The organism is Bacillus sp. (in: firmicutes) (assembly GCF_031983925.1).
GTDB classification, from domain to species: Bacteria; Bacillota; Bacilli; order Bacillales; family Bacillaceae_G; genus Bacillus_A; species Bacillus_A pacificus.
The window spans coordinates 168,292-191,175 of the sequence record NZ_DALYZR010000006.1 but is presented as its reverse complement, the minus strand read 5'-3'; the positions used below and the strand labels follow the sequence as shown (position 1 = coordinate 191,175).

20 protein-coding genes and 1 pseudogene are annotated in these 22,884 nt (G+C 35.4%); 5 read left to right on the top strand and 16 right to left on the bottom strand.

Going from position 1 to position 22,884, the window contains the following annotated elements; genetic code table 11:
• Window positions 1-144 precede the first annotated feature (144 nt).
• Complete coding sequence (locus RTP99_RS18940) at window positions 145-702, top strand: GNAT family N-acetyltransferase (RefSeq protein ID WP_000914741.1); 558 nt, start codon at window positions 145-147, stop codon at window positions 700-702.
• Between the two features lie 110 nt (window positions 703-812).
• On the top strand, window positions 813-932 hold the full coding sequence (locus RTP99_RS18935; protein WP_000358480.1) for a YfhE family protein: 120 nt from the start codon (window positions 813-815) through the stop codon (window positions 930-932).
• A 363-nt stretch (window positions 933-1,295) separates the two neighbouring features.
• Here the strand turns inward: RTP99_RS18935 and RTP99_RS18930 are convergent, their stop codons facing one another.
• The 12 genes and pseudogenes from RTP99_RS18930 to nagE all read right to left on the bottom strand — a co-directional run bounded on the left by RTP99_RS18930 (window position 1,296) and on the right by nagE (window position 16,438).
• Window positions 1,296-2,462: a diglucosyl diacylglycerol synthase gene (locus RTP99_RS18930; protein ID WP_000594712.1), complete on the bottom strand. Its 1,167-nt coding sequence runs from the start codon at window positions 2,460-2,462 to the stop codon at window positions 1,296-1,298.
• Between the two features lie 412 nt (window positions 2,463-2,874).
• On the bottom strand, window positions 2,875-3,606 hold the full coding sequence (pflA, locus tag RTP99_RS18925) for a pyruvate formate-lyase-activating protein (RefSeq protein ID WP_000238472.1): 732 nt from the start codon (window positions 3,604-3,606) through the stop codon (window positions 2,875-2,877).
• Between the two features lie 69 nt (window positions 3,607-3,675).
• Window positions 3,676-5,925, bottom strand: a complete 2,250-nt coding sequence (gene pflB, locus RTP99_RS18920) for a formate C-acetyltransferase (protein ID WP_000195491.1) — start codon at window positions 5,923-5,925, stop codon at window positions 3,676-3,678.
• A 367-nt stretch (window positions 5,926-6,292) separates the two neighbouring features.
• The gene (locus tag RTP99_RS18915; protein ID WP_001129987.1) at window positions 6,293-7,855 is read right to left on the bottom strand and encodes a glycosyltransferase family 2 protein; all 1,563 of its coding nucleotides are present in this window, start codon (window positions 7,853-7,855) and stop codon (window positions 6,293-6,295) included.
• A complete protein-coding gene (locus RTP99_RS18910) occupies window positions 7,848-8,813 on the bottom strand; it encodes an NAD-dependent epimerase/dehydratase family protein (RefSeq protein ID WP_000037036.1) in 966 nt (321 codons plus the stop codon). The genes RTP99_RS18915 and RTP99_RS18910 overlap by 8 nt, the downstream gene beginning before the upstream one ends.
• Window positions 8,810-10,054: a nucleotide sugar dehydrogenase gene (locus tag RTP99_RS18905; RefSeq protein WP_001103214.1), complete on the bottom strand. Its 1,245-nt coding sequence runs from the start codon at window positions 10,052-10,054 to the stop codon at window positions 8,810-8,812. The genes RTP99_RS18910 and RTP99_RS18905 overlap by 4 nt, the downstream gene beginning before the upstream one ends.
• Entirely contained in the window at window positions 10,044-11,624 is a 1,581-nt protein-coding gene (locus RTP99_RS18900) for a glycosyltransferase family 2 protein (protein WP_000458459.1), read from the bottom strand. The genes RTP99_RS18905 and RTP99_RS18900 overlap by 11 nt, the downstream gene beginning before the upstream one ends.
• Window positions 11,605-11,799 carry an LSm family protein gene (locus RTP99_RS18895; protein ID WP_000899480.1) on the bottom strand — a complete coding sequence of 65 codons (195 nt, stop codon included), beginning with the start codon at window positions 11,797-11,799 and terminating at the stop codon, window positions 11,605-11,607. The genes RTP99_RS18900 and RTP99_RS18895 overlap by 20 nt, the downstream gene beginning before the upstream one ends.
• A 16-nt stretch (window positions 11,800-11,815) precedes the next feature.
• Window positions 11,816-12,217, bottom strand: a complete 402-nt coding sequence (locus RTP99_RS18890) for an LSm family protein (RefSeq protein WP_000335523.1) — start codon at window positions 12,215-12,217, stop codon at window positions 11,816-11,818.
• A 165-nt stretch (window positions 12,218-12,382) separates the two neighbouring features.
• Window positions 12,383-13,200: pseudogene (locus tag RTP99_RS18885) on the bottom strand (sugar ABC transporter ATP-binding protein).
• A gap of 238 nt (window positions 13,201-13,438) precedes the next feature.
• A complete protein-coding gene (locus RTP99_RS18880) occupies window positions 13,439-14,680 on the bottom strand; it encodes a serine hydrolase domain-containing protein (RefSeq protein WP_000349477.1) in 1,242 nt (413 codons plus the stop codon).
• A 264-nt stretch (window positions 14,681-14,944) separates the two neighbouring features.
• Window positions 14,945-16,438 (bottom strand): N-acetylglucosamine-specific PTS transporter subunit IIBC, encoded by a 1,494-nt coding sequence (gene nagE / locus RTP99_RS18875; protein WP_000938882.1) that lies wholly within the window; start codon window positions 16,436-16,438, stop codon window positions 14,945-14,947.
• A 324-nt stretch (window positions 16,439-16,762) separates the two neighbouring features.
• Here nagE and glsA point away from each other — a divergent pair, with 324 nt between their 5' ends.
• On the top strand, window positions 16,763-17,692 hold the full coding sequence (gene glsA / locus RTP99_RS18870; protein WP_001149853.1) for a glutaminase A: 930 nt from the start codon (window positions 16,763-16,765) through the stop codon (window positions 17,690-17,692).
• 172 nt (window positions 17,693-17,864) lie between these two features.
• Window positions 17,865-18,206, top strand: a complete 342-nt coding sequence (locus tag RTP99_RS18865) for a DUF3969 family protein (RefSeq protein ID WP_000766605.1) — start codon at window positions 17,865-17,867, stop codon at window positions 18,204-18,206.
• A 22-nt stretch (window positions 18,207-18,228) separates the two neighbouring features.
• On the opposite strand, the gene RTP99_RS18860 is transcribed toward RTP99_RS18865, so the two are convergent.
• Both RTP99_RS18860 and ytaF read right to left on the bottom strand, forming a co-directional pair.
• Window positions 18,229-18,387 (bottom strand): hypothetical protein, encoded by a 159-nt coding sequence (locus tag RTP99_RS18860; RefSeq protein WP_000532411.1) that lies wholly within the window; start codon window positions 18,385-18,387, stop codon window positions 18,229-18,231.
• 115 nt (window positions 18,388-18,502) lie between these two features.
• Entirely contained in the window at window positions 18,503-19,114 is a 612-nt protein-coding gene (gene ytaF, locus RTP99_RS18855) for a sporulation membrane protein YtaF (protein ID WP_000100734.1), read from the bottom strand.
• A 130-nt stretch (window positions 19,115-19,244) separates the two neighbouring features.
• On the opposite strand from ytaF, the gene RTP99_RS18850 reads away from it, so the two are divergent.
• Window positions 19,245-19,898, top strand: coding sequence for a helix-turn-helix domain-containing protein (locus RTP99_RS18850; RefSeq protein ID WP_001123724.1), 654 nt, complete (start codon window positions 19,245-19,247; stop codon window positions 19,896-19,898).
• 98 nt (window positions 19,899-19,996) lie between these two features.
• On the opposite strand, the gene RTP99_RS18845 is transcribed toward RTP99_RS18850, so the two are convergent.
• Together RTP99_RS18845 and RTP99_RS18840 are read right to left on the bottom strand one after the other, a co-directional pair.
• Window positions 19,997-21,271 (bottom strand): acetylornithine deacetylase, encoded by a 1,275-nt coding sequence (locus RTP99_RS18845; RefSeq protein ID WP_001001562.1) that lies wholly within the window; start codon window positions 21,269-21,271, stop codon window positions 19,997-19,999.
• A 96-nt stretch (window positions 21,272-21,367) separates the two neighbouring features.
• Window positions 21,368-22,789, bottom strand: coding sequence for an amino acid permease (locus tag RTP99_RS18840; RefSeq protein WP_000969258.1), 1,422 nt, complete (start codon window positions 22,787-22,789; stop codon window positions 21,368-21,370).
• Window positions 22,790-22,884 lie beyond the last annotated feature (95 nt).

Sequence of the window (22,884 nt, the reverse complement as noted above, 5' to 3'; positions counted from 1 at the left end):
GGAAGGCAAATGGTGCGCCACCAGCGTTAGAAACTGGTTCTAGTGGGTTCGATTCCCACCCCGAAATTTTTTAAAGATTGATATAAAAATTTCGAGGGTGGGGTGTTTTTTCGTCATGCTACCCTCGTGTGAGGAGGAGTTAGTATGTTGAAAAAACGCGACTTACACGACAGCCACGTTCTATACGAGTTAATGGTGGATCCAGCTGTCTTCCCTTTTGTGCGTCAAAAGGCTTATTCTTATGAGGAATATTTATTTTTAACGAAACAAACGATTGAAGCTGAAGAGCGTGGGGAATTAATTTCACGCACAATTTTAGACGAATGGGGTAACCCTATCGGAACAATTACTTTATTTGATGTGCAAGAAAAAGCCGGCTTCCTTGGAACATGGCTTGGCAAACCTTATCACGGAAAAGGCTACAATAAATTGGCAAAAGATTCATTTTTTAGCGAACTTTTCTACGAGTTAGATATTGAAACGATCTTTATGCGTATTCGCAAAATAAATATTCGTTCTATTAAAGCTGCAGAAAAATTACAATATGTAAATCTAGCAAACGAAACAAGAAAATCCGTTTATGATGAAATTAACGCGAATGAAGAAGTATATAACTTATATGAAATTCCAAAAGATCAATATACACTTGCTACAATGCGAGATACAACGTTCCAAGATTCTCATCACTTAAAAGAAGCGTAATCTAAATTTTCAGAAATAATAATTAACCATTAACATTTTGATATATACGTATATCACCCCATGTCTCTGGAAACGATATATAGTAACTTTAGGACACGAGGTGATTTGTAATGGATAAAAAGAAACGTGACAAAGCAAAAAACGCATTATCTAGTACACAAGAAGTTCTCTACCAACGAGAATTTCGTAAAGCAGATCGCGCAGCGGGTTATCGCTCAAAAAGTATTTAAAGTGAGAATGAATAATTAGAAGTTCTCCCCCCTAATTATTCATTCTCATTACATATTTTTTCTACGTGATAGAGTAGAAAAAAGGTTCCTTATAAATAAGGAACCTTTTTTCTGTGGATAACGTTATCCACAGAATTGATAGAATTGTGAATAAATTACAAAAACCCTTCACAAGTTTGTATGTTGTAACGCACATCAAATGTTAGAATTGTGGATATTTTTCTAAAAATTGTGGATAATGTGGATATAGTTGTTAATATTCCGACTTTACTGTTTAATGAAAGCGCACTCTTCATGTGGATAAGTCTTTATCTTGGAAAACAATAAAAAACCCTCTTTAAACATACAAAAGAGGGTTTCATATTAAGTAAATGATTGTGCAAGAGCAGGTGATTTAATAGGTATATGATTCGGTTCTACATGATTTTCTGCCAAAATTGTATCCACAATATGATCAGCTGGCTCTGGGCGATAAATGCTTTTCATCGCTTCTTTCATTTGAAGAAGCTTCATATCATCTTGTAATAACGCCTCTGTTTTTGCAAAAACCTCACTATCATCACGAATGACAACTGCAGCCCCTTTTCTTTCAAAGTACATCGCATTTTCATTTTCTTGTCCTGGAACAGGCTTATATAAAATGACAGGTACTTGCAATGCTGCCGCTTCACTTAACGTAATACCGCCTGGCTTTGTAATCATACAAGAAGTAACACGGAATAGTTCATCAATATTTTCTACATAACCAAACACTTTTAATGCATCAGGATTTTTTTCCTGTAACCCTAATAAATCCTGTTTTAACGCTTCATTTTTCCCACAAACGACAACTACTTGTAAATCAGGTACTGACATAAATGATTGGCATAGTTCTTTTACACTTCCTAATACTCCATGAGCACCTGCTACAATTAGTAAAATCTTTTTATTCTTACATAACTGATATTTATTATATATAATATCTGAATTGATCTTTAACTCAAAACTACTACGAATCGGAATTCCAGTTTCAACAATTTGCTCCGCAGGCACACCAATATCAACCATAACTTTTTTTACGTGATCAGTTGCTACAAAATAACGATCTACTTCCCGATGAATCCATATTTTGTGCACACAAAAATCCGTTAATACGTTATACACAGGAATTGAAATACCTGTTTGCTTTTTTAATTCTGGTACAGCTATAATCGGAAAGGTATTAATAACAATATCCGGTTTCTCCGCTTGTAAAAGTAATTTCAAACGTTTTCTTCCAAAATTAGCATACCAAGATGCTATTTTTTTATCATAAATTTTTTCTACGCCATAATAAAACAAGCGGTACAATTCTTTTCCTATTGTATAACTTTTTAAATATAAATATTTTGTAATATCGGTTATAACCGGATGTGATTCTCCGAACAAATCGCATACAATTACATCTTTAATTCCTTTTTGGCGAAATGTTTGTTCTAATGTTTTCGCTACTTGCACATGACCGTTTCCGTAATGTGCAGTTAATATTAAAACCTTGGGGTTTTTTATCAAACAAATCCACTCCTAGCTTATTGTTTCTCCATATTGCATATACGACAATAGGAAAAACATTTTCCTTAAAAATTACATAAACAGACTCTAATATTTCTCTTTCAGCTATGTACCTGTCGTGGATATGCAAAGCATATAAGATTGACCCCTTAATCCTATCTGTGCTCATATCTTTACATTATACTTTCCTATAAGAGCTTTCGCAATAACTTACAAATGTTCTCTATTCCATGATACTCACTCTTTTACTTCTTAATTCTTTTTACTATTTTGATTTCCCTTTACAATTATGTAAATTTCTCCACTTATTCCTTACAAAAATATGGATATTCTATTTTCAGTATACTCTTTTCTCCATATATACTCTAGGTTTTATTGTAAAGAAAGCAAAAAGCCTAACCCAATATTTGGATTAGACTGCTTGTAAAATATGTCTTGCTTCTTCTACATTTTTTTCAGTAGGCGGTTCTACATTTGCGAGTGGATACTTATGCCCAAGTGCCTCCCATTTATATACACCAAGCTTATGGTATGGTAGCACTTCAACTTTCTGAACATTAGACAGACTTTGAATAAAACTAGATAGTTTTTGTAGATCCTCCTCATTATCAGTAATACCAGGAACTAATACGTGTCGCACCCAAATCGGTTTATTTTTATCCGATAAATAACGAGCAAATTGTAAAATATGTTCATTTGGTTTTCCTGTTAATTTACGATGTTTCTTTGAATCAATATGTTTCAAATCCAATAAAACTAAATCTGTGTACTCCATTAAAATATCTAGCTTATTTTGGAATTCTGGTTCTTCAGAATAACAACCCCCTGAAGAATCAATTGTTGTATGAATTCCAATTTCCTTACATTTCTTAAATAATTCAATTAAGAAATCTAATTGTAATAATGGTTCCCCACCACTAACTGTTATACCGCCTCCGGAAGCTTCAATAAAAGGAAGGTAACATGTCACATCCTGCATTACTTCTTCGACTGTTATTTCTTTTCCTTTACCGATCTCCCACGTATCAGCATTATGACAATATTGACAACGTAATAAACACCCTTGTGTAAATATGACATAACGAATTCCTGGGCCATCAACAGTACCACAAGACTCTACAGAATGAATTCTTCCTTTTACCATGTTACTTCCTCCTTTATTGAAACAGCCTCCCTCTGCTATTTATAAAATGCAGAGGGACACTTTTTTCATTTACATGCTTTCATGCATTGTACGGTTAATTACATCGATTTGTTGTTCACGAGTTAATTTAATAAAGTTTACAGCGTAACCAGATACGCGAATTGTTAATTGTGGATATTTCTCAGGATGTTCCATTGCATCCATTAATGTTTCACGGTTAAATACGTTAATATTTAAGTGATGTCCTTCTTTTACTGCATAACCATCAAGCATTGATACTAAGTTACGTACTTGTACTTCATCCTCTTTACCAAGTGCTTTTGGAATAATAGAGAATGTATTAGAAATGCCATCTTGTGCATCTTCATATGGTAATTTAGCTACAGATAATAATGAAGCTAACGCACCTTTTGTATCACGTCCATGCATTGGGTTCGCACCTGGTGCAAATGGTTCTCCAGTACGGCGACCATCTGGAGTGTTACCAGTTTTCTTACCGTATACAACGTTAGATGTGATTGTTAAGATTGACATTGTATGAACAGAATTTCTATATGTTTTGTGTTTACGAAGTTTATTCATAAATGTTTTCACAAGATTTACAGCAATTTCATCTACACGGTCATCATTGTTACCGTATTTAGGGAAATCTCCTTCGATTTCAAAGTCAACTGCAATTCCGTTTTCATCGCGAATTGGTTTTACTTTTGCGTATTTAATTGCACTTAAAGAGTCTGCTACTACAGATAGACCCGCGATACCTGTTGCCATTGTACGAAGAACATTTGTATCATGAAGTGCCATCTCAATACGCTCGTAGCTATATTTATCGTGCATGTAGTGAATAACATTTAATGTGTTTAAATATAGACCCGCTAACCATTCCATTGTCATATCAAACTTATGCATAACTTCTTCATAATCTAATACTTCAGAAGTAATCGGTGCATACTCAGGACCAACTTGTGCTTTAGATTTTTCATCTTTACCACCGTTAATTGCATATAGTAATGCTTTTGCTAAGTTTGCACGTGCGCCGAAGAACTGCATTTGTTTACCAATTCTCATTGCAGATACACAACAAGCAATTCCGTAATCATCGCCGTAGTCAGCACGCATAATGTCATCATTTTCATATTGAATTGCTGATGTTTTAATAGACATTTTCGCACAGTAGTTTTTAAAGTTCTGTGGTAATTGTTTAGACCAAAGAACTGTTAAGTTTGGTTCTGGAGCTGGTCCTAAATTATCTAGTGTATGCAAGAAACGGAATGAGTTCTTTGTTACTAATGGACGGCCATCTAATGCCATACCGCCGATAGACTCAGTTACCCAAGTTGGGTCACCAGAGAATAATTCATTATAATCAGGTGTTCTTGCAAATTTCACAAGACGTAATTTCATAATGAAGTGATCCACAATTTCTTGTACGTCTTCTTCTGTTAAAGTACCATTTGCTAAATCTCTTTCAATATAAATATCTAAGAATGTAGAAGTACGGCCAAGACTCATTGCAGCTCCGTTTTGCTCTTTAATTGCTGCAAGATATGCGAAGTATAGCCATTGGAATGCTTCTTGAGCAGTTGTTGCTGGCTTAGAAATATCAAAGCCATGAGAAGCAGCCATTTGTTTTAACTCTTGAAGTGCACGTATTTGCTCAGATAACTCTTCGCGTAAACGCATTATATCTTCACTCATTACACCGCCAGTTAAATTTAAATCTACTTTCTTCGCTTCAATTAAATGATCTACTCCATATAATGCTACGCGGCGGTAGTCACCGATAATACGTCCACGTCCGTATGCATCCGGAAGACCAGTAATAACACCTGATTTACGAGCAGCTCTCATTTCTGGTGTATAAGCATCAAATACGCCTTGGTTATGAGTTTTTCTCCAATCTCTGAAAATACGACTAAGCTCTTTATCCATTTCGTATCCATAAGATTCACAAGCTTGTTCCGCCATACGAATACCACCATATGGTTGTAAAGAACGTTTAAATGGTTTATCAGTTTGGAAACCGACTACTTTTTCAGTCTCTTTATTTAAATATCCTGGTTCATGTGATGTAATAGAAGAAACAATTTTTGTATCCATATCAAGAACGCCACCGTTTTCACGTTCTTTCGTTGTTAAATCCATTACTTGATCCCAAAGTTGTTTCGTTGCTTCAGTTGCTCCCGCTAAGAAAGATTCATCTCCCTCGTAAACGTTTACATTATTTAAAATGAAATCGCGAACATCAATCTCTGCTTTCCATTTTTCACCTTTAAAGTTTTCCCATGCGTTTTTAACATTTTCTAATACTTGAGTCATCCTAATCTCCTCCATTTTTGATTAGTACAGGACTAAGATTTTTTATATAACAGCTTACACACTTAGAATACTACTTTTTTACGAAAGTGAACGAAATAGTTGTGACATGTTTGTGAAATATTGAGCAAACTACTATATACATAGTGTTAACTTCATTTGAAAGTCTTTAAAATTAACCCTTTCCTTAATTGTATTTTTTTGGTATTCTTATATACGAGTCCTATTTTGTAATATAAGAACAATACCCATTGTAGAGCTGTAATACTCTCATCTCCTAATCTGTTATAGTTTTTATAGCAGAACAAAAAAGTGTACATATGTACACTTTTTTGTTACCTATAAAATGAAACTTTAATCAGTGGGGGTCTTACTGCCCATTAAAGTCGGATAAAATATCTCTTTTTCTATTTCCATCATGGAATCCACCACGACTGCCTGTTAATACAATTAATTGCTCTAACCCTTCTATATGATCACCAATAATTCGAAGTACAGCTGGTGGATGACCTATTTTAGCAAAATGTTCACTGGGTCGAATACGGTTCATCTTATCGACTTCAACACGACTTACACATGCAACTTCAAATCCTGAAAGAATAGCTTTCACTTGAGCTACACACGGTGCCAGTAAAGATCTATATCCAATTTCTTTCAAACACTTACGACTAAACGCATTCGGTACAGCGATAAGAGAGCCTACGCCTAGATCTTTTCTATCACAAGCTAAATTTAATGCATATTTAAATGCAGTTACAAGATGAAGCGGTACTCTTAAATCTAAATAATGATTTAGATCATTTAATGCAACGTCTGTTCCATCTGCAATAGCTTTCGCAAAAGGATATAACTCACTCGCTGGAATAACAAAATCGCCGTCTATAAATAACACAATTTCTCCTTTTGCGAAATACGTTCCAAGTGAGCGCCCCACATCATTTCCGAGTGCTTCTTTATATACAATTGTCGTTGCTCCCTTTTCTTTTGCAATCGTTGCTGTTTGATCAGACGAACCATTTACAACAACGATAATTTCAAAAGGTTCAATTTTGCGAAGCTCTTCTATAACGTTTCCAATTGTTTTCTCTTCATCTTGTACAGGAATAATGACCGATAATTGCTTTCCCTTATACAAATTCGATGTAACGCCCCATCCTTGATAAAAATCTTTAAAATCTAAAGTATGATAGACACTATCTCTTTTCCTATTTCCATCATAATACCCTCCGCGTTCATCGCTACCTACTATTCGCTCCGCTACAGCTTCTATATGGTCACCTATCATCCTTTTTTCAGAATGAGAAAGACCCGTGCCATACGCAGCATGCTCGGTCGGCCGAAATTTATTTGGTGTAATAACGTCAATTGCACAATGTCGACTAATTCTCCATTTGCTTTGAATAAGGCGTAAATGAGCGACAATAGGATTAACAAAACATTCATACCCAATGCTTTGAACAACTTCTTTCGTCAACGCGTGAGGTACAGATAATAAAGAATCAATCTTTAACTCTTCACGCTCTAGCATTGCATTTAATATTTGGCGCCATACTGTCACTGAGTGCGGTTTTTGTTTCTTTAAAAATAACGCATCCAAATTATTTAAAACGATGTCGGCCTGATCATGTAAAATTGGATTTAGGAATAATTGTAACTTTGAAGTTTGAATAGCAAAATCTCCATCTATAAATAGTAATACGTCACCTATCGCGTGTTTTGCGCCAACTGCACGGCCAACATCATTCCCCAGTAGCTCTGTATACTTGATTACTTTACACCCTAAACGATCAGCAACCTCTTCTGTTCCATCATTACAACCGTTTGCTACTACAATAATCTCTACTGGATTTAATCCTTTTGCCGATTGAATAACGTCTGAAATCGTATCCGCTTCATTACATACAGGTATAATAATCGATAGTGACTTAGCCATTGTTTTCTTCACGAAACCATTTAATAGTTTCTTTCAACCCTTGTTCCCACGTTACTTTCGCTTGAAATTGAACAAGTTCTCTTAATTTCGTTACATCTGGTCTTCTATTTGGAATTTCTTCAAAGCCATGTGGATATACCTCTTCGAAAGGAACTTGAACAATCTTTGAAGAAGATTTCGTTAGCTTTTTAATTACTTCTGCTACTTCTTTTATACTCTTTTCATTCTCAGAACCTATATTAATAATCTCACCATTTACCTTCTCATCCATTGCTCGAATCGTTGCCTCTACCGCATCACTTACATACGTAAAACAACGTGTCTGTTTTCCATCTCCATATACGAGAATGTCTTCTCCTTGCAGTGCTGCGCGGATAAATCGCGGGATTACCCCTGCATACGGACCATCTTTCGCTCTTGGACCATAAATATTAAAATAACGAACAATCGTTACAGGTAAGCCTTCTAAACCGTATCCTAAACATAATGTTTCTTCTAACGTTTTACAAACTGCATAACTCCAACGTATTTTAGAAGTTGCACCGTATAATCGATCTCCTACTTCAGAAAAGGGTGGCTTTGCCTTACCATATACTTCTGAAGTAGACGCAAAAACAACTTTCTTCTTTCCTTTTAGCGCTGCTTGTAAAATGTTTCTCGTTCCATCAAAATTCGTTTCAATAAGCTCTATGCTCTTTTCCATTGTCGTTTTCACACCTAAAATTGCTGCTAAATGAAACACTACATCATGTTGATTCACTAATTCATAAATAGAATTTCGATCTAAAACACTTATTGGAATAACCCGAATTTCTTTCATTAACTCATCATGATATTTATTTTTCCCTTTATAGAAATTATCAACGATAGTGACATCATAACCTCTTTTCACCAGCTCTTCAGCTAAATGTGATCCAATAAATCCTGCTCCACCTGTAATTAAACATTTCTTACTCATACACTCACCTTCTTTATAATTCCACGTGTATCTACGACTTGCTTTATCCCTTTAAAAATCTTCCAATCGATATTAGAGTGATCTGTTAAAATTAAAATACAATCCGCTTGTTTAACGACTTGTTCATCCAAAGAAACAGATTGATACACCTTATCTCCAAATTTTGCAGAAGAAATATATGGATCGTGATACTCTATCTCATATCCTTCTTTTATTAACAATTCAATAATTGGTAACGCTGGTGATTCTCTTAAGTCATTTACATCTTTTTTATATGCAATCCCTACAATTAAAACCGTTGCAGGTGATTGCACCACACCTTTTACTTTCCGGACCATTTTTTCTGGCATTTCCTCATTAATTACATGTGCCGCCTCAATTAATCGACTCATTGCTCCATTCTTTTTTATTCTCCACTGGAAATATAAAGGATCTACCGGAATACAGTGTCCCCCTATCCCTGGTCCTGGCCAATACGGCGTAAATCCAAACGGTTTTGTAGATGCCGCTTCAAGTGCCTCATAAAAATCAATTCCTAAACTTTCACATAGTATATTTAACTCATTTACTAATGAAATATTGACTAAGCGCTGAATATTTTCAAATAGCTTACACATTTCTGCTACTTTCGGGGAGCTAACTGGAACAACTACATCAAATATAGTGCTATACAAAGCCTGTACTTTTTGTTTACACATTTCTGTTTGTCCACTAATGACTTTTGGAATCGTTTGAACGGAATATTGACTATTAGCTGGATCAATTCTCTCAGGAGAATATCCAATATAGAAATCTTCTCCTACCTTTTTTCCTGTTTGAGAAATAATCGGAATAATAACTTCCTCGAGCGTACCTGGATATGTGGAACTTTCGAAAATGAAGGTTTGTCCTTTTTGAAGGTTTTGTTGTATATAATGCGAAGCTGAAATGAGGGCACTTAAGTCTGGTTCTCTTTGTTCATTAATTGGGGTTGGGACAGTGACAATAACGTAATCACTATTTTGAAAATCAGCAATACCTTGATCCGGTGTATTTACTATTAATTTTTTTCTAGTCAATAAACTTTGTAACAATTTAGAAGAAACATCTGGAATATAACTTTCTCCCTGTATAATTGATTCTATTTTTCTAGTATCTTTATCTAATCCAAGTACTGTATGTCCTCTCTCTGCAAAATGAACTGCCAAAGGAAGACCAACATATCCTAATCCGATAATGGCAACTGTACTACTAACATTCATCTGTATTCTCTTCTTCCTTTCTCAATTGTTGAATGATATTTCTATCCCGCTCTCCATCTGTAAAACTCCCGCGCTCGTCTGTGGATTGCAATAAATATGCAATCGCCTCGAGTTGATCACCGAAAATACGATCGAATGCCGGAATACGCCCATTTACAAATCCATGTTGCTCTGGGCGTACTCGATTTGTTTTTATAACATCTACAAATTCTACCGCTGTAATAGAGAATCCCTCCAAAATAGCTTTCATTTGAGCGAGTGGCGGAATGATAAGAGAATCATATCCGATTTTCTCTATTACTTTTTTATGCATAGCATGTGGTACTGCCGTTAATGAGTTATTCCATAAATCTGGTCGTTTCGCTACTAAATTCACAAAATATTTTCCCATGCTAATTGGGTCTGCCGGATGAAACATATCTAATAAACACTGTAAATCATTCAATGCCACATCATTTCCATCTTCAATAGCATGTAAAAATGGAATTAGTTTTTTTCCTGGAATAACAAAATCACCATCGACAAATAAACAAATATCGGCCGTAGCATGCATAGCTCCTATCGCTCGGGCTACATTATGTCCAAGCGCTTCCTCAAATTCAATAACAATGACATTCTCTAGCTTCGCTTGTTTAATTGTCTCAACGTCCGCTCCATTCGCAACAACTATAATTTCATCTACACCTGATTTTTTCACTTCTTGTATAACAGATCTTATAGTCGTCTTTTCTTCTGATACTGGGATAATCGCACTATATTTCGCTTTTTTCTTTTGTAATAAAACTGGTTTATACTTTCCTATAAATGCTCTATCCCTATTTCCTTCCGAAAAGCCACCACGCTTACCATATATTTCGATTACGTATTGCAAAGCACGTAAATGATCCCCCATAATACGACTAGTCGCTTTCGGATAAGGAGAGCCAGGTGATGTACCAGTATGAACGGGACGCACTTTATTTGTATGAATGACATCGACAGAAGCCATATCAACAATATCTACTCCTCTAGACATCGCTATCGCTTGAAATAATGCTGGATCCGCTAAATTCCACCAACCAAATTTTTGAATAACTTCCCTACTCATTGCATGCGGAATTGCGATTAAAGATCCAACAACAAGCTCTTTTTTATTCAAATAACGATTCAACATAAATTTGCCAACTGTCGTATAATGCGGTCTCATCTTTAAATAAACAGACCATGTTAAATTATTCACAACAATTTGGTGACCTTGCTGAATGCCTTTTATAAAACGTTGTAGCTCTTTATTATCAATGACGATATCACCGTCTAAAAACAAAACAATGTCGCCTTTCGCTTCTCTTGCACCAATTGCCCGTCCAACATCATTACCAAGAGAATATTTATAATAAATGACATGGCAATGATGTTGTAAGGCTATTTCTTTTGTTCCGTCTGTCGATCCATTATCTACTACGATAATTTCATATGGTTTCAATTTCTCCACTTCTACTAAAACTTGTGATAAAGTACTCGCTTCATTATGCGCTGGAATAATAACTGATACCCTCATACTTGTACCACGCTTACCCTTCCAAGCGAACATAAGAAATGATAGGAATACGTACAACTACATCTTCCGGTGGTCCATAAGAAGGAGAAGTACGAACACTTACTGCCCCGTCTGTCACAGATAACAGAATACCTGCAACAATTTCGGCCGCTGTCACAACTTGCACTAGCTCACCAACATGATTACGTAATTCTTCAGTAAATAACATATATAAGTCTCCTTTCTTACGCTTCTTTAATTGATATAATACTTGTAAATGGCAATAAAACTTCTGTTCCTATTCCTTCTTGCAGTGTTAAGAAATCATCACCAATTGCTACAATCACACCTGTTAACTGTCCAACTGTCACCGTAATTTCTACGTTTTTACCCAAATACTGCTCTGCAATTTCTTTAAAAGGTGATGTATTACATTCTTTTAAAATGTTACAAATAATAGATTGAAATCTACTTGATTCAATAAATTCTTCCGTAGCTTGCTTAGAGTTTCTTTGAATAAATCTCGCGAAGTTTTGTGAAAATAAAAGTCGTTCCACAGCAGGTAATAACTTATTATCTAAAAAATAATCTAATTGTCTATTAAACAATCTCGATAACCTTTTCCAATAATTACCAAATAAACACATACACTTCTCCTCCTATTATTTTTAAATTATAAAAATATATCCATACATCTTAATGTATACAAAGCAGACTTTTTTTGTGATAGGTAAGACATACATTTTTCAACGAAACAATATGTTCTAATTACAAAAAAGATAGATGGTATCCCATCTATCTTTTTTTATATCTTAATTTTTAATTGTAACTATCGCAGAGACACTATAATAAACCGCTCTCGGTAATGCTGCCTGTTCACTTATATAAGCTGTAACAAGAGAACCACCGCTTGCCGAAAAATACTTAACAGCTTCTAATGGAATACCATCTTCTTTCACATCAATATGCGTTCCATCTCGCCAGTCTATTTTCTGCATTGTTGCTGAAAGATCCCCAGTCACTTTACCACATTCTTTACCATCCACCCCTAAAAAAATCCATTCCCACTTTGTTAAACTTAGTACTTGTTTCAACTCTCCAATTTTCTTTCCATCTACATTAGAAAAAATATAAAAGTTGCGTACTCCCATCTTCTTTTGAACACGCAATAATCTTTCTCCCGAGTGATTATATAAATAAAATTGTTGCTTATGTAGTCCCTTAAAAAGAAAAGAGAGTACAGCTTGCCATATACTTTGAATCACAAAATCATACTCTTCTTTTAAAAATCCTACTGCACTGCCATCTAATCCAAAGTATGTAATCACTTGAAATACTCCTACCTCTTTGCGAACAACAAATTTTTGTTGCTCCAATAATTCAGAAGTCTCTATATTATAATTTTCCTGTTTGAGCATTTTTGATCTTCGTTTTTCTATAAAGCTATATATTAATAATCCAAATGCCGGTATTACAACACTTATTAATTTCAAATTTTCTTTCTCCGAAGTGAATAGCGTCCCTTTTTTATATTCCATCACTAATCCAATTGCGACGATAATCCATACAATGATGACAGATACAAAAAAATGCGTTTCGCATTACGTGCGTGATACCTATGTATGCTCATATCCCTCCCCCTTTTCCATTTATCCCGCTATTCGCCGGGCAGTAAGACCCCCACTTCAAAATTCAGCAAAAGCAAGGAAGTTAGGTGGGGATCGACTGCCCGTAAAATCCCGATTGGTTCAACTAATAATCAGTAGGGGATGAAGAAACCCCCGACTGATCAAAGTTTCACTTTATTTCATTATCCCATTGCACATACACTTCCTCAATAAAAAAAGACTATCCAATAAGATAGTCTCTTACACTTCAATATTTCGTAACATCGTATAAATGTCATTATTCACTTTACCAAAGGATTTAATATTGTTTTGAATGTTAGATAATAAAACGACATATACACTTCCATTTTTACTAAATCCATTTAAACAGTTCCAGCCTGGCATTACACCGTGGTTCGAGTAACTTCCCGGGTCTACATACCATCCAAACCCGTAATCTTTTTTTCCACCTGTAAACATTTGATCGTAGCTTTCTTTTGAAATCAACTTTCCAGAGAAGAGCGCTTCATTAAATAAATATAAATCATGGGCACTTGTATATATATCACCACAACCATAAAGTTGTGACATACTTGGAATATTAGGTGTTGTCATATTGTTATTTACTATTTTATAACCTGTCGATGGAAATCTTGTTTGTTCTAGCTCTCTACCAAAACCAGAATGTTTCATACCAGCAGTAGCAAAAATATGTTGTTTAATATACTCTTCTAACGGTTGTCCGCTTACCTTCTCAGCAATATAGGCGAGTATTGAATAGTTAGAATCGGAATACTTCCATTTCTCTCCTGGACTTCCAATACGCTTTTGTTTTCCTATTCGTTTTATCAATTCTTCATGAGAGATATCCTCTGTTCCCTGCTCATACTCTGGAATTCCTGATGTATGTGTTAGTAAATGTTTTAACTGAATACCATTACCTTGAGGGAAATCTGGAATATACTTCGCAATCGTATCCTCTACATGTAACTTATTTTGATCTCTTAATTGCATAATAGTAGTCGCTACAAAAGCCTTTGAAATAGAACCAATATAAAAAGTTGTCTCTGAATTATTCGGTACTTGTTTTTCTTTGTTCGCCATACCGTATCCTTTATTCAAAAGAACCTTTCCGTTCTTCACAATAACCGCTGTCCCGCTAAATCCTGTTTTTTGCAAATATTGATCTAATTGAGCGTTTTCATTAATTTCTTGAGGTGGTCCCTCAGCAGGCTTTTCCACAGCTTGTGCTTGCTTCACTTGTTCTTCCTGCTCTTTTTGTTTTTTTGCTTCTTGCTTCTTTTTTTCTTCTTTCTTTTTTAGCTCTTCTTGTTTCTTCATTTCTGCTGCTGCTTTTAAAGTTTCTTCTTTCTTATTATGCGCAACAATTTTTGTATACATGAAATATACAAGTGAAAATAGTAAGACGAGAATGATTGTTCTTTTTATGTATACAATTGGCCGACGTGATTTCCCATTCGCATTATTTTTTTCGTGATCCATGATTGCTTTTTTCCCCTTATTTACCGATAATTTAATTCCACTACACAAGATTCATTCCGGATCTTTTTCATAGATTTTCGACATTCCATTCGATGTCATCCCTACTTTATCACGCACTGCACATATTACCAACCTATATGCACAAAAAAGAAAAAGAAAATTTACAAAAGTAAGATTCCCGTTAAATTTTTAATATAAAAAAAGAGGATACCCTCTAAAAAACTGATGTTATCAATTTTTTTGGATATCCTCTTATCTAATTATTTATACGTGTTTTTTCATATCATCGGCAACAGATTCAACATTTGTACCTACGATAACTTGGACACTCGTGTTACTTAATTTCATAACACCTTTTGCACCAGCACGTTTTAATGCTGCTTCGTTTACTTGACCAGCATCTTTCACTTGTAAGCGTAGACGTGTTGCACAGTTATCAATAACTGTTAAGTTTTCTTTTCCACCTAAAGCTGCTACGTAAGTTTCACCAATTGAACCTGCAACTGGAGCTTCTTCACCTTCAGCTACTTCCTCTTCATCTTCACGACCAGGAGTTTTTAGGTCGAACTTCTTAATTAAGAAGTAGAATACTACAAAGTAAATTGCTGCGTAAATTAAACCAATTCCTGCTAATAATACTGGTTTTGTTGCAATACCGAAGTTTAAGAAGTAATCGATTGCCCCAGCACTAAATGAGAAACCATCGTGTATGCCAAGTGTTGTTGTAATGAATAGAGACAGACCTGTTAATACAGCATGAATACCATATAATACTGGTGATAAGAACATGAATGAGAATTCAATTGGCTCTGTAATACCAGTTAAGAATGAAGTTAATGCTAGACCACCTAACATACCTGTAACCATTTTACGTTTTTCTGGTTTAGCAGCTGCAATCATTGCGAAACATGCTGCTGGTAAACCGAACATCATGATCGGGAAGAAACCAGTCATAAACATACCTGCTGATGGATCTTTTGCAAAGAAGCGTGCAATATCACCATGAACGATATCGCCAGCCGCATTTGTAAAGTCACCAAGTACGAACCAGAAGTATGTGTTCATTACGTGGTGTAAACCGATTGGAATTAATAAACGGTTTAATAATCCGAATAAACCAGCACCAATTGAACCTAAGTTTACGATACCATGTGCTACTGCATCAATACCACTTTGAATTGTTGGCCAAATTTGACCGAATACTAATCCTAAAAGTAACATTACGATTGAAGTAATGATTGGTACGAAACGTTTTCCTGCAAAGAACCCTAACCATTCTGGCAGTTTAATCTTATGGAATTTGTTGTATAGTAATCCCGCAACAACCCCTGCAATAATACCACCGAGTATGGCCATATTGATTTTCGGCGTTAACGCCGCTGCTTTTGAAACCTTTGTCATTGTATCTGCTAATTTAGTTGGATCTACTGAACCGACTAAATCTTGAACACTTTTTAATTTATCATTTAACTCTGCTGCTGAATACGTCTTACTTAGAGCATTCGTTGTATTTTGTAAAACAAGATATCCGATTGCTCCGGCAAGTCCAGCTGCTCCACTACCGTCAACAGACAAACCGATTGCAACACCAATTGCAAAAATAAGTGCTAAATTATCAAAAATTGCTGCACCGGCCTGTGCCATAACAGGAATGTTAAATACGTCTTCTTGTCCTAAACGAAGCAATAATCCTGCTGCTGGTAGTACGGCAATTGGAAGCATTAACGCTTTACCAATACGTTGTAGAAACTGCAACATTTTAATTCCCCCTATCAAATTTATGAAATCGTTATCATTATAAGTACGCCTTAGAAAACGCTTTCTATTTACATAACCATAATAACATATAGTTGTATAGATGTGTAGTTTTTATTTTTGAATTTTTTATGGATAAATCTCCTATTTCCAAACTGTTATATAAAAGGAAATTTCTCCTTTTTTACTACAGAATATTCAAAACGAAAGACCCTCTATAGAACATGCAACTTTCGTTTTATCATTCCACTTTTTCATGTTATTATTTATTTCCGAGCATATCGGGAAAAGTAAACTTAGTTAATTCGAAATAGGAGCGTTGGTACTATGCAGTGCATTGAAACAAACAACTTACAACAGTTGTTAGAACAAGTAAAACCATATACGAAAAAAGGAAAGCTTGCTACTTATATCCCCGAACTAGGAAATGCCAATCCAGATGATTTAGGGATTGCCATTTTCCATAAAGAAACAGAATACATCCATGCTGGCAACTCACAAACACTATTCACTCTTCAAAGTATTTCAAAAGTAATTACACTTGCACTTGCCCTTTTAGATCGTGGTGAAGAATATGTATTTTCTAAAGTTGGAATGGAACCAACTGGTGATCCATTTAATTCTATTATTAAGTTAGAAACGACAAGTCCTTCTAAACCACTTAATCCAATGATTAATGCGGGGGCACTAGCCATTACAAGCATGTTAGCAGGTAAAGATAATGAAGAAAAAATGGAGCGCATTCTTCATTTCGTACGTGAAATAACAGATAATCCTACTATTAATTATTCTTCTAAAGTTGCTAATTCAGAATTAGAGACAGCTTACTTAAATCGCTCACTTTGTTACTATATGAAACAAAACGGAATTATCGATTGTGACATTGAAGAGCTGATGGATTTATACACTCGTCAATGTGCAGTTGAGGTAAACTGTATCGATTTAGCACGTATCGGCTTAATTTTTGCGATGGATGGATATGATCCATATAAGAAAAAACAAATTATCCCTAAGCATATTACAAAGATTTGTAAAACATTTATGGTTACATGCGGTATGTATAACGAGTCTGGTGAATTTGCGATTCGTGTTGGTATCCCCGCAAAAAGTGGTGTAGCTGGTGGCATTTTCGGCTGCGTAAAAGGAGAAATGGGAATTGGTATTTTCGGACCAGCTTTAGATGCAAACGGAAATAGCATCGCTGGTTTTAAAATCCTTGAACTTCTTTCTGCTCAAGAAGGTTGGAGCATTTTTTAATTCAGAACCATCCTGCTATACTAGCAGGATTTTTTTGCATAAAACCCTCAATTTTATTAGCTACCGATCCCCTTACAAAAACCGTGCTGAAAGTTTCTCTATATTATGCATATTTGCTCCCCCCTCCTGAATAATATAGTACAACCTAGCGCTATATGTGGAGGTGTGAAAGATGAAACTAATATTTCAAATGGGAAAACAGCCTGTTCTTGAAAAAACAATTCTTCTTTTTATATTGAGTATTGTAGAAAGCTTAAAGTTAAAAGTTGTTTCACTCGATGAAGCTCACCGATACATATTCAATTTAGAAGTACTTGAACTATTAATGGATCGGAACATCGATGATCAAGTACTTGAACTTATTCATTTCGGAATGGGACTTGAAGACGTTCATCATGTGCTTCCTGAAGAATTTGAGCATACGATTGAAGAATTAAAGTGGCTTTGTATCCAAGTATTAAGTGAGTACAGTATGCATGAAGAATCGGAACAATTAATTGAAGATATACGTTAAAAAAGCACCTATGTAGGTGCTTTTAATGTTTTTTCAAACTATTTTTATACGTTTCAATATTTACTGGTAGCTCTTCCTCTTCTAAAGTATGTTCATTTACATCTTTATGAATGAATGCTCCTTTAGGTGGTTGATGGTCATGCCCTTTTTTCTTATGATCAAATGCTTTTCCGCGTCCCATACGGATCCCCCTTTCTTTAAAAGAAATCCGTATTAGTATGGAGAAAAGTACGTCGATATATGCAATCCTTTGCCATATTTCCAAGGAAATACTCGAACGTTGTTTTTTGTTCTCCTTACAACAACTGATCAATCCCAATAAGAATTAATAACACTCCCGCAATAACCGTAGCCCATTTCCCTAAGTATTCTGCTAAGTACCGTTTTCCTACATACGCAAAACCACTTATACAAATAAAACTAAACACACCAGAAATAATCGCTGTAAGCCAAAGGTTTAAATTTGTTACCCCAGCATCAAATCCACCTGCAATATTATTAATTGATAATGCAACGCCCAAAACAATTGCTTCTGAAAAACTAATTGTTTTAGAACCATCAAAATCTGCTTTTTCCGGATCACGTAAAATCCCCATAAGTACACTATCATCTTTAGAGTCTACGGTCTCTTTTTTACTCAAGAAAGGCTGACATAAAATAAACACTCCAATTATTCCTAAAACAATTGCCCCTATCAAATTTGCCGTAAACTCTGAAATAAATAATGCGATCCAACTCCCAAAAAAGCCAGCTAATAAAGTAAATAAAAACCCAAAAAATGCGATGATAAAATTGTTGAACCACGAAATTCTAATTTTACGAATGCCATATGCAATTCCAACACCTGCATTATCTAAATTAGAAGCAATCCCAATTAAAAAAATTGAAAATAGACCTGCCGTACTCATAAACAGCCACCCCTTTTTTCTCACTTTTCCATGCATCTTATGAAAATGTTGAGCAACTGTGCCTGTCTGTTTCATATACATGTAATAAATGCTCAACATTTTTTCAACAACAAAAAGGAGTGCCTTCGCTATGCCTAAAGAAAATCCAAATGAGCGGCTTAGTACATTAATAAAAAAACTTTTAAAAGAACGTGCCTTATCTATGCGCCAACTCGGAATGCTTACAAATATTGATCCCGCAACAATCTCAAGAATTATGAATGGTAAACAACCGCCAAAACAAAAACATCTACAAAAATTTGCAGAATGTTTGCAAGTTCCACCCCAATTGTTATTTGATGAAATGTATCCTGATTCTCCTCACATTAATAAAGAAAAGACGGATATGTACACATCTCTTGATACCATTCAGCAAACGCTGCAATCCTCTAACTTATTCGATTTCGACTACACAACAACCCGTGTGAAACAAGAACTTGAAAATTATGAACGATATGCTCAAACAACAGAAGGAGAAAAACGTATTCATGACAGTTTTGCAAGTAAGCTAGAACAAATTGATAGTGCTGGTCCTTTCATTGAACAATTAACGGATATGTATCAACAATTTTGCAATGAAACGATTCCAAAAGAAGAGCGTGCAGTTCTTGGAGGGGCATTACTGTATTTCATTTTATCGACAGATATTATTCCTGACTATCTCTTTCCAATTGGCTATTTAGATGATGCAATTGCTGTTGAATTAGCAAAAGAGAAATTAATCGAACTAAAACGAAAGACATAGAAAATAAAGAACTATTTCAGTTGTTTCTATTCAACTCTGAAATAGTTCACTAAAAAATCGTACAAGTATACATACCTGTACGATTTCAACATACTAATCTATTTTTTCGTATGACACCATTCATATATAAATGCTGTTATTACTTTTGTAAATTCGATTAACTGTTCCACTTCAACTTTCTCATTTATTGAATGAGCCTCTTCTAATGTACCTGGTCCGTAAATAACAGCTGGAATATGAAATTCACTAAACCAACCACCATCCGTTACCGTTGCAGACATATCTAAAATTGCATTTTTAGATAAAGTTGATTCATGTACTGAGCTAAGCGTTTTTACAGCTGCATGTTCACTATCTATTTCTAAAGAAGGGAAAATTTCACCACGATCCACAATCATTGATTCTCCGCCCCACTTAAATTGTGGTGGATTTTCACTTAACCATGGATCGGCAGCTGCTACTTTCCCAATATACTCTTCAATTTCTTTTATTATTTGTTCATGTGTTTCATTCGGATAAAAGTGTACTGTTATCCATAACCGGCACTCATCCGCAATAAACGCTGCATGTCTTCCGCCCTCAATAACAGCTGGATTAATTGTTGTTGTTCCAGATGGATAGCCTTCATATGTTTTCATGACTGCCCAATGACGCTCTAATTCTTGTAAACTTTGTACAATTTTCATCATTTTTTCAATCGCACTCGCTCCAAATAAACGTCCTCCAGCATGAATCATTTGTCTGCGTGTTGCATCATGAAACGTTTGGGGGCTTTTCACAGTAATCCATCCAGTAATTACGCCCCCCTGTCCTTGCATATGTAAATCACTCGTATCCACTACGACTGCAAAATCAGCATCATAACCCCTTTTGCAACATTGAAGCGTACCTGCCTCTCCAACTTCTTCTCCGATTACGGATTGAAAGATTAAATCTCCGGGCAATTCAATGCCTGCTTCTTGTAAAAGCTGAATAGCAAATAATGCCCCAGCTAATCCCCCTTTCATATCTGCCGCACCACGTCCAACTAACCAACCATCTCTTATAAATGGCTCAAACGGACTCGTTTCCCACGCCTCATCTGCTGATATTTCCGCTACATCCATATGCCCATTAATAATAAGACTTTTATGTGTGTCACTTTCTATCCCTTTTTTCACCCCAACAACGTTCGGGTCATTCGGATATACATCCCATTTATCAACACAAAAATTTCGTTTTCTTAGAAACTGTGCAACAAATTCTTGCGCCTCATTTGTATTTCTCGCCGGCGGTGCTGGTGTTTCAAAACGAATTAATGTTTTTGTAAGCTCTAGTAACTCATTTTTTCGTAGATCAATCTGTTCTAATAGCTGTGCAACTTCTTCATTCATCGCTAATTCCCCTTTGCATACGTAGTATGTTCCCAGCTTTATTTTCACAAAAAAAAGAGACTGTTTACAATTTTACAGTCTCCAAATTAATCACTATTATAAACTCTCTATTTCTGTTGTCTTTGTCTTTTCAATATGCTCTAAGTTACTCCCCTTATTTCTTGTCGCACGGTAAAACAGTAAACAAACAATCATAAAGGGAATACCACAATACAATGCCATTCTTTGTTCTGGAATAAAGGCCATAGCAACAATTACTGTTACATTTAATACTAATGCAAGAAGTGGTACGAATGGATATAGCGGTGTTTTAAATTTCAAGTCTTTCACATCCCCGCCCTGCTTTATATACGCCCTTCTAGCTAATAAGTTAGATAGAGCAATAGATGCCCAAACTAGTATTGCTCCAAATCCAGCAATAGAAAGCAACCATAAATAAACTGTATCTTCCGCATAAATACCTGATAGTAATGAGAGACAACCTACAATTGTACTTACAATCAATGCATAAATTGGAACGCCGCTTTTAGATAACTTACTAAAAATCGGACTAATCATTCCTTGATTAGACATAGACCATAGCATACGAGAAGTTGCATATAGCCCTGAATTCGCAACGGATAATACTGCTGTAATGATAACGAAATTGATAATATCAGCTGCATAAGGAATACCAATTTTATCAAATACAACTACGAATGGACTTTCTATCACTCCTGCTTGTTGCCATGGGAATAATCCTGCAAGAATGAAAATAGATAATACAAAGAACACAAGTATACGCCAAACTGTATTATTAATTGCCTTCGGGATTGTCTTTTCTGGATTTTCACTCTCTCCAGCTGCAATACCAACTAGCTCTGTTCCTTGGAAGGAAAAATTAACAGCAATCATCGTAATTAAAATAGCGGATAATCCATTTGGAAATAACCCACCATAATCAGTAAAGCTAGAAAACATTGGTGCTGGTTCATTTCCTTTCATATCTAGAAAACCAAACATTGCTGCCCCGCCCAAAATAATAAATGCAATGATTGTAATGACTTTAATACTTGCAAACCAAAATTCAACTTCTGCAAAACTTCTTGAAGATAACGCGTTAATAGCAAAAAGTAGTACCGCAAACACTACGCACCAAATCCAAGACGGTACATCAGGAAACCATCGTTTCATTAAAATACTAACTGCAATGAGTTCAATACCTATTGTAGCCGACCAGTTTAGCCACGACATCCATCCGACTACATAACCCGCTGCAGGGGAAATATGCTTCGTAGCATACGTTTGATAAGATCCTGCGTCAGGCATCGCAACAGCTAATTCTCCGAGACAGAGCATCGTTAAATACATAACAAATCCTCCAACAAGATAAGCTACAATCGCTCCTCCAGGCCCAGCTTCATGAATTGTATACCCCGATCCTAAAAAAAGTCCGGTACCAATAACTCCTCCAAGTGCAATCATAAATATGTGTCTGCTTTTCAATTCCCTTTTTAATCCTTGGTTTTGATCCATCATACAAATCCCCCCCTTTTCCCTTTGGAAACCCATTTCATGTAAGCGTTTTTAAAATTGTTTATACGAAAAATAATTATTGAAAAGAGCAAAATACA

Excerpts from the sequence above, each read along its gene's own strand:
- RTP99_RS18880 (WP_000349477.1), bottom strand. The coding sequence starts at position 14,680 with ATGGATCACGAAAAAAATAATGCGAATGGGAAATCACGTCGGCCAATT.
- RTP99_RS18940 (WP_000914741.1), top strand. The coding sequence starts at position 145 with ATGTTGAAAAAACGCGACTTACACGACAGCCACGTTCTATACGAGTTA.
- pflB (WP_000195491.1), bottom strand. The coding sequence starts at position 5,925 with ATGACTCAAGTATTAGAAAATGTTAAAAACGCATGGGAAAACTTTAAA.
- RTP99_RS18860 (WP_000532411.1), bottom strand. The coding sequence starts at position 18,387 with ATGGGACGCGGAAAAGCATTTGATCATAAGAAAAAAGGGCATGACCAT.
- RTP99_RS18845 (WP_001001562.1), bottom strand. The coding sequence starts at position 21,271 with ATGAATGAAGAAGTTGCACAGCTATTAGAACAGATTGATCTACGAAAA.
- ytaF (WP_000100734.1), bottom strand. The coding sequence starts at position 19,114 with ATGAGTACGGCAGGTCTATTTTCAATTTTTTTAATTGGGATTGCTTCT.
- RTP99_RS18910 (WP_000037036.1), bottom strand. The coding sequence starts at position 8,813 with ATGAGTAAGAAATGTTTAATTACAGGTGGAGCAGGATTTATTGGATCA.
- nagE (WP_000938882.1), bottom strand. The coding sequence starts at position 16,438 with ATGTTGCAGTTTCTACAACGTATTGGTAAAGCGTTAATGCTTCCAATT.
- RTP99_RS18890 (WP_000335523.1), bottom strand. The coding sequence starts at position 12,217 with ATGTGTTTATTTGGTAATTATTGGAAAAGGTTATCGAGATTGTTTAAT.
- RTP99_RS18840 (WP_000969258.1), bottom strand. The coding sequence starts at position 22,789 with ATGATGGATCAAAACCAAGGATTAAAAAGGGAATTGAAAAGCAGACAC.
- RTP99_RS18865 (WP_000766605.1), top strand. The coding sequence starts at position 17,865 with ATGAAACTAATATTTCAAATGGGAAAACAGCCTGTTCTTGAAAAAACA.
- RTP99_RS18900 (WP_000458459.1), bottom strand. The coding sequence starts at position 11,624 with ATGTTCGCTTGGAAGGGTAAGCGTGGTACAAGTATGAGGGTATCAGTT.
- RTP99_RS18935 (WP_000358480.1), top strand. The coding sequence starts at position 813 with ATGGATAAAAAGAAACGTGACAAAGCAAAAAACGCATTATCTAGTACA.
- RTP99_RS18905 (WP_001103214.1), bottom strand. The coding sequence starts at position 10,054 with ATGAATGTTAGTAGTACAGTTGCCATTATCGGATTAGGATATGTTGGT.
- glsA (WP_001149853.1), top strand. The coding sequence starts at position 16,763 with ATGCAGTGCATTGAAACAAACAACTTACAACAGTTGTTAGAACAAGTA.
- RTP99_RS18915 (WP_001129987.1), bottom strand. The coding sequence starts at position 7,855 with ATGGCTAAGTCACTATCGATTATTATACCTGTATGTAATGAAGCGGAT.
- RTP99_RS18850 (WP_001123724.1), top strand. The coding sequence starts at position 19,245 with ATGCCTAAAGAAAATCCAAATGAGCGGCTTAGTACATTAATAAAAAAA.
- pflA (WP_000238472.1), bottom strand. The coding sequence starts at position 3,606 with ATGGTAAAAGGAAGAATTCATTCTGTAGAGTCTTGTGGTACTGTTGAT.
- RTP99_RS18895 (WP_000899480.1), bottom strand. The coding sequence starts at position 11,799 with ATGTTATTTACTGAAGAATTACGTAATCATGTTGGTGAGCTAGTGCAA.